The sequence below is a fragment of the Streptomyces sp. NPDC047042 genome (genome assembly GCF_040644035.1).
GTDB lineage: Bacteria > Actinomycetota > Actinomycetes > Streptomycetales > Streptomycetaceae > Streptomyces.
The window spans coordinates 24669-31249 of record NZ_JBEYVP010000070.1 but is presented as its reverse complement, the minus strand read 5'-3'; the positions used below and the strand labels follow the sequence as shown (position 1 = coordinate 31249).

6 protein-coding genes are annotated in these 6581 nt (G+C 71.9%); 1 reads left to right on the top strand and 5 read right to left on the bottom strand.

Features of this window, described 5'->3' with window-relative positions; translation table 11 throughout:
• The 4 genes from ABZ855_RS46140 to ABZ855_RS46125 form a co-directional block, all read right to left on the bottom strand.
• Positions 1 to 696, bottom strand: a 696-nt coding sequence (locus ABZ855_RS46140; protein ID WP_360819338.1) for a biotin/lipoyl-containing protein, incomplete at its 3' end; no start/stop codon positions are given.
• A gap of 59 nt (positions 697 to 755) precedes the next feature.
• On the bottom strand, positions 756 to 2144 hold the full coding sequence (lpdA, locus tag ABZ855_RS46135) for a dihydrolipoyl dehydrogenase (RefSeq protein ID WP_319213876.1): 1389 nt from the start codon (positions 2142 to 2144) through the stop codon (positions 756 to 758).
• Between the two features lie 315 nt (positions 2145 to 2459).
• Positions 2460 to 3989 carry a leucyl aminopeptidase gene (locus tag ABZ855_RS46130; RefSeq protein ID WP_360819334.1) on the bottom strand — a complete coding sequence of 510 codons (1530 nt, stop codon included), beginning with the start codon at positions 3987 to 3989 and terminating at the stop codon, positions 2460 to 2462.
• A 254-nt stretch (positions 3990 to 4243) separates the two neighbouring features.
• A complete protein-coding gene (locus ABZ855_RS46125) occupies positions 4244 to 5041 on the bottom strand; it encodes an adenosylcobinamide-GDP ribazoletransferase (protein ID WP_360819331.1) in 798 nt (265 codons plus the stop codon).
• A gap of 115 nt (positions 5042 to 5156) precedes the next feature.
• Here ABZ855_RS46125 and ABZ855_RS46120 point away from each other — a divergent pair, with 115 nt between their 5' ends.
• Entirely contained in the window at positions 5157 to 5924 is a 768-nt protein-coding gene (locus ABZ855_RS46120; protein ID WP_360819328.1) for a hypothetical protein, read from the top strand.
• Here ABZ855_RS46120 and ABZ855_RS46115 read toward each other — a convergent pair.
• On the bottom strand, positions 5819 to 6568 hold the full coding sequence (locus ABZ855_RS46115; protein ID WP_360819326.1) for a hypothetical protein: 750 nt from the start codon (positions 6566 to 6568) through the stop codon (positions 5819 to 5821). The two genes, ABZ855_RS46120 and ABZ855_RS46115, sit on opposite strands and share 106 nt — an antisense overlap.
• Positions 6569 to 6581: the final 13 nt, after the last annotated feature.

Below are 6581 nucleotides of genomic sequence, written 5' to 3'. Positions count from 1 at the left end.
GGGCGCCGGGCCAGCGGCGGCGGGCGCCGGAGCCGGGGCGGCGGGGGCCGGGGCAGCCGCCGGAGCGGCACCCGGGGCGCCGATCACGGCCAGCTTGGCGCCGACCTCGGCGGTCTCGTCCTCGCCGACCACGATCTCCAGGAGCACACCGGAGGTGGGCGCCGGGATCTCGGTGTCGACCTTGTCCGTGGAGACCTCGAGCAGGGGCTCGTCCTCCGCGACCTCCTCGCCGACCTCCTTCAGCCAGCGGGTGACGGTGCCCTCGGTGACGGACTCGCCGAGCGCGGGCAGGACGACGTCCGTACCCGCGGCGGAGCTGCCGCCGGAGGTGGCCTCCGGGGTGGGAGCCGGGGCCGGAGCCGCCTGCTCGGTGGAGGGCTGGGCCTGCGGAGCCGGCTCGGGGGCCGGCGGGGCCACCTCGGCGGCGGCCGGGGCCGGGGCGGCGGCGGGGGCGCCGCTGCCGTCGTCGATGAGGGCCAGCTCGGCGCCGACCTCAACGGTCTCGTCCTCGGCGACCTTGATGGACGCCAGTACGCCGGACACGGGCGAGGGGATCTCGGTGTCTACCTTGTCGGTCGACACCTCGAGCAGCGGCTCGTCGGCCTCGACGCGCTCTCCCTCGGCCTTCAGCCAGCGGGTGACAGTGCCCTCGGTGACGCTCTCACCGAGCGCGGGAAGGGTTACGGAAACCGCCATGGTTTCGGTTGCTCCTTACGAAATTGCGGAAGTCTGTGTCGTCGTCCGTCGACCGAGGGTCAGTCGTGGGCGTGCAGGGGCTTGCCGGCCAGGGCCAGGTGGGCCTCACCGAGAGCCTCGTTCTGTGTCGGGTGCGCGTGGATGAGCTGCGCGACCTCGGCGGGCAGCGCCTCCCAGTTGTAGATCAGCTGGGCTTCGCCGACCTGCTCGCCCATGCGGTCGCCGACCATGTGGACGCCGACCACGGCACCGTCCTTGACCTGGACGAGCTTGATCTCGCCCGCGGTCTTGAGGATCTTGCTCTTGCCGTTGCCCGCCAGGCTGTACTTCAGAGCGACGACCTTGTCCGCACCGTAGATCTCCTTGGCCTTGGCCTCGGTGATGCCCACGGAGGCGACCTCGGGGTGGCAGTACGTCACCCGGGGGACACCGTCGTAGTCGATCGGAACGGCCTTCAGACCGGCCAGACGCTCCGCGACCAGGATGCCCTCGGCGAAGCCGACGTGCGCGAGCTGGAGCGTCGGGACCAGGTCACCGACGGCGGAGATGGTCGGGACGTTCGTCCGCATGTACTCGTCGACCAGGACATAGCCGCGGTCCATCGCGACGCCCTGCTCCTCGTAACCGAGACCGGCGGAGACGGGCCCGCGGCCTACCGCCACGAGCAGCAGCTCGGCCTCGAACTCCTTGCCGTCGGCGAGGGTGACCTTGACACCGTTCGCGGTGTACTCGGCCTTCGAGAAGAAGGTGCCCAGGTTGAACTTGATGCCGCGCTTGCGGAACGCGCGCTCAAGAAGCTTGGAGGAGTTCTCGTCCTCGAGGGGCGCCAGGTGCTTGAGGCCCTCGATGATCGTGATGTCCGTACCGAAGGACTTCCACGCGGACGCGAACTCGACGCCGATGACACCGCCGCCGAGGACGATCGCCGACTGCGGCACCCGGTCCAGGACGAGGGCGTGGTCCGAGGAGATGATCCGGTTGCCGTCGATCTCCAGGCCCGGCAGCGACTTCGGCACGGAGCCGGTCGCCAGCAGGACGTGGCGGCCCTGGATCCGCTGCCCGTTGACATCGACGGAGGTGGGGGAGGAGAGGCGCCCCTCACCCTCGATGTAGGTGACCTTGCGAGAGGCGACAAGCCCCTGGAGCCCCTTGTACAGGCCCGAGATGACCTCGTCCTTGTACTTGTGGACGCCCTGGACGTCGATGCCCTCGAAGGTGGTCTTCACACCGAACTGCTCGCTCTCGCGGGCCTGGTCGGCGATCTCGCCCGCGTGGAGCAGGGCCTTGGTGGGGATGCATCCCCGGTGCAGGCAGGTGCCGCCGACCTTGTCCTTCTCGATCAGGGCGACGTCCAGGCCCAGCTGGGCCCCGCGCAGCGCCGCGGCGTAACCGCCACTGCCACCGCCGAGGATCACTAGGTCGAAAACGGTGCTGGCGTCGTTCGCCACGTCACGTCCTCCATGCATTGCGCCGTACGCCGGTCGTCAGTGACCGGTCGGCGGCTGGTGTCCGGCCGCTCTTTCTTCGGCCCTGTGGTGGGGGCCCCATCCTGCCGAGGCCCATCTTCGCACTTGTCAGCACCATCCGAGACGCCGGGCCACTGTGAGAGACACCCCACCCGATAGGGGCGCGGGGAACTGCGCGATCAACCACAACGCACCCGCACCCGCGAAAGCACATCAGGTACCGAGCTATGAGGCGCAAACGGGACCCCGGACTACCCGCCCACGGGGTCCCGCCGCTCAAAACTCCTTAACGCACCCTCATCCCAGATCGCCACCGGCGGTCAACTCAGCCAGCCGCACCAACGTACGCACAGCCGTCCCCGTACCCCCCTTGGGCGTGTACCCGAAGGGACCCCCCTCATTGAACGCGGGCCCCGCGATGTCAAGGTGCGCCCAGGTGATCCCCTCACCCACGAACTCCCGCAGGAACAGCCCCGCGACCAGCCCACCCCCGTACCGCTCACCCATGTTCGCGATATCGGCCGTCGGAGACTCCATCCCCTTCTTCAGATGGTCCGGCAGCGGCATCGGCCACGCCGCCTCCCCGACCTCCTCCGCCGCCTCGTGCACCGCGGAGCGGAACGCGTCGTCGTTCGCCATGATCCCGTACGTCCGGTTGCCCAGCGCCAGCATCATCGCGCCGGTCAGCGTCGCCACGTCGACGATCGCGTCCGGCTTCTCCGCCGACGCGGCCCACAGGGCGTCCGCGAGGACGAGCCGGCCCTCGGCGTCGGTGTTGAGGACCTCGACGGTCTTGCCGCTGTACATGCGCAGCACGTCACCGGGACGGGTGGCGGAGCCGGACGGCATGTTCTCGGCGAGCGCCAGCCAGCCGGTGACATTGACCTCGAGGCCGAGCCGCGCGGCGGCGACGACCGCGGCGAAGACCGCCGCCGCCCCGCTCATGTCGCACTTCATCGTCTCGTTGTGCCCGGCGGGCTTGAGCGAGATACCGCCCGAGTCGTAGGTGATGCCCTTGCCGACGTACGCGAGGTGCTTGCTCGCCGCCTCGTGCGTGTACGTCAGCTTCACCAGCCGGGGTCCGGCGGCGGAGCCGGCGCCGACGCCGAGGATGCCGCCGTAGCCGCCCTCCTCCAGCGCCTCGACGTCGAGGACCTCCACCTCGATGCCGTGTTCCTCGGCCGCGGCCTGCGCGACGGCGGCGAAGGCCTCCGGGTTGAGGTCGTTGGGCGGGGTGTTGATCAGGTCGCGGGCGCGGTTGAGCTCCTCGGACACGGCGGTGGCGCGGGCGACGGCGGCCTTGAACGCGGCGTCGCGCGGCTTGCCGCCGAGCAGGGCGACCTCGGCGAGCGGCGCCTTGCCGTTCTTGGCGTCCTTGCCGTTCCTGCCGATCTCCTTGTACGCGTCGAAGGAGTACGCCCCGAGGAGCGCGCCCTCGCCGATCGCGCCGGCGTCGGCGGCGTCCTCGATCGGCAGGGCGAAGGCGGCCTTCTTGGCGCCGGCGAGGGTACGGGCGGCCACACCGGCGGCCCGGCGCAGCGACTCGGCGCCGAAGACCTCGTCCTTCTTGGGCAGCGCGCCCAGGCCCACGGCCACGACGACGGGTGCCTTGAAGCCGGCCGGGGCGGGCAGCTTGGTCACCTCGCCCTCGGCACCGGAGGCGCCGAGAGTCCCCAGGACGTCGGCGAGCCTGCCGTCGTACGCCTTGTCCACGGCCTCGGCGCCCGGTGCGACGACCGGGCCCTTGGCGCCCTTGGCGACACCGACGACGATCGCGTCGGCCCGGAGGCCGGGCACCGCGGCGGTGCTGAGAGTGAGAGCAGTCACGGTGGTGAATTCTCGCTTCCGTCTGAAAAGTTTCTGTGGCCGAGTGGAATGGGTCGACCAGGCCCGACAAGCGACCCTAAATCCGGCCTCAGGGGCTGTCGGCACCAGGGTTGGCACCCTCGGCACGAGCCTACGCTCGGTGGCCGGTTTCGCTCATTCCCACGGGCGGCTTACGGCATCCCGGAGGCCGCCGCCGGACCCGAGGACAACTCGGCCTTTGTGCGGGAGAGTTCGCCGTGCCGGTGGGCTGACGCTCAGCGCAGTGAGAGCACGACCAGCGCGGCCGTGGCCGCCGTCTCCGCGAGGGCGCCGAAGACGTCGCCGGTGACCCCGCCGAAGCGCCGCCCGCAGTGCTGGAGCAGGCGTTCGGCGGCGGCGCAGGCCGCGATGACCGCGAAGGCGGTACGGACGATGTCGAACGCCCCGAAGAACGCGCCGAAACCGGCCGCCACGACCGTGACCAGCACCGCGACCAGCACCGCCGAGCGCGCGGGCACCGTACCGGCGACCGCCGCCCCCAGCCCCTCGGGCCGGGCGGCCGGTACGCCGGCGCGGGCCGCCAGGGTGAGGGCCACCCGCGCCGCGGTCGCCGAGACGACGGCGGCGAGCGCGCCCCGGCCCCAGGAGTCGCCGTACGCCTCTGCGAGGGCGGCCACCTGGGCCAGCAGCACGAACAGCAGGGTGAGCACCCCGAACGGGCCGATGTCCGACTGCTTCATGACGCGCAGCGCGTCCTCGGCGGGCTTGCCGCTGCCCAGTCCGTCGGCGGTGTCGGCGAGCCCGTCGAGATGCAGCCCCCGGGTCAGGACGGCGGGCACGGCGGCCGAGGCGACGGCGGCGAGCAGCGCACCCCCGCCCAGGAACATCAGCGCCAGACCGACCAGGGCGGCGCACCCCCCGACGACCAGACCGGCCACGGGCGCCCACAGCATGCCGCCGCGTGCGGCGTCCCGGTCCCAGCGGGCCACCGGCACCGGCAGCACGGTCAGCGTGCCGAAGGCGAACCGGAGACCGTCGATCGAGGTGGCGGGGGGCTGCGGAGGCGTGGACACCGGCGCAGAGTACCCGGCGAGTCACGCGCCGCACAGGGCGGGCAGCAGCGGGCAGACGGCGGCCGGGCGGCGGGCGAGCAGGCCATAAAGTCCGATAACTGGATAAAGTGCGCGCATGGGTCATTGGCTGGAGCGGAACATCATCGAGCCGGGCAAACTGCCGCTGCTCCTGGCGCTCGCCGCCTTCGTCCTGACGTTTCTCCTCACCCGGATGGTGACCCGGATGATCCGCGCGGGCAAAGGGCCGTTCGGCAACGTCAAGGCGGGCGGGATGCACATCCACCACGTCGTCCCCGGGGTCGTACTGACCGTCGTGGGCGGCTTCGGGGCCGTGGCCAGCGGACAGCGCGGGGTCGGGGCGGGGGTGTGCGCGGTGCTGTTCGGGGTGGGCGCCGGACTGGTCCTGGACGAGTTCGCGCTGATCCTGCACCTCGACGACGTCTACTGGACCGAGGCGGGCCGGCAGAGCGTCGAGGTGGTGGTGCTGACGGCGGCCCTGGTCGGCCTGGTCCTCCTGGGCTTCGTGCCGTTCGGGGTGAACGACCTCAGCGACGAGGACATCCAGAGCCGGGGCGGCGCCATGGTCAGCGTCGGCGTCAACTTCCTCTTCTCACTCCTCGCCCTGAGCAAGGGCAAGGCCCGCACGGCGATCTTCGGGGTGATCGTCCCCCTCGTCGCGCTCGTCGGCGCGATCCGCCTGGCCCGCCCCGCCTCCCCCTGGGCGAAGCGCTTCTACGGCCGCCGCGCCCGCGCCCGGGCCCGCTCGATGCTGCGCGCCTACCGCCACGACCGCCGCTGGGCGGGCCCCCGACGCCGTCTCCAGGACCTGATCGGCGGCAGACCCGACCCGACACCGGCCGACGCCCCCGCCGTACGCCGGTGACGCAGCGCCGAACCCGCGCACAGGACGAGTACGGCGACGATCGCCGCCAGATGCTCCTTGCCCGCGAGGTTGTCCTTGACGACCACCTCCACCACCATCGCGACGATCACCGCACCGGCGGTCACGTACGCCCGGTAACGCCACCCCAGAAAGACCGCGAGGCCCACCACGGCCGCTGAGGGGCCGGTGTCCACCACATGCGCGTCCGTGCCGGGCAGCCCGAGGAAGCCCGCCGGGCCCACGGCGATGCCCACGCGCGCGTAGAGCGTGCCGGCGAGGGTGGCGACGTAGGCGATCGTGAGGGTGCGCCACCAGCCGAGGCAGATCTCGGCGAGGCCGAAGACGACCAGGATCTGTGCCAGGGCGCCCCACACCGGCAGGTCGGGGGCGGGCACGAAGAGGGAGAGCGGGGTGCGCAGCAGGGCGAGCCACAGCGGGTCCTCGGCGCGGACACCGCCGATGTTCTGCACGAACCGGTACCCCTGATGCCCCGCGTGGATCTGCGTGAGCTGCACGAGCGCGGTCAGACACACGACTCCGAGCGTCATGGGCAGCGCCCGCCATCGCCGCCGGAGCAGGGGCTCGCGTACGGCGACGTACAGCCGTCCCCATTCGGCGCGGGCCCAGCGGACGACCGTGCTCATCGTGTGGCCCTCA

Bases quoted from the DNA above. Each gene is read 5' to 3' on its own strand.
- ABZ855_RS46120 (WP_360819328.1), top strand. From the start codon at position 5,157: ATGGGTCATTGGCTGGAGCGGAACATCATCGAGCCGGGCAAACTGCCG.
- ABZ855_RS46115 (WP_360819326.1), bottom strand. From the start codon at position 6,568: ATGAGCACGGTCGTCCGCTGGGCCCGCGCCGAATGGGGACGGCTGTAC.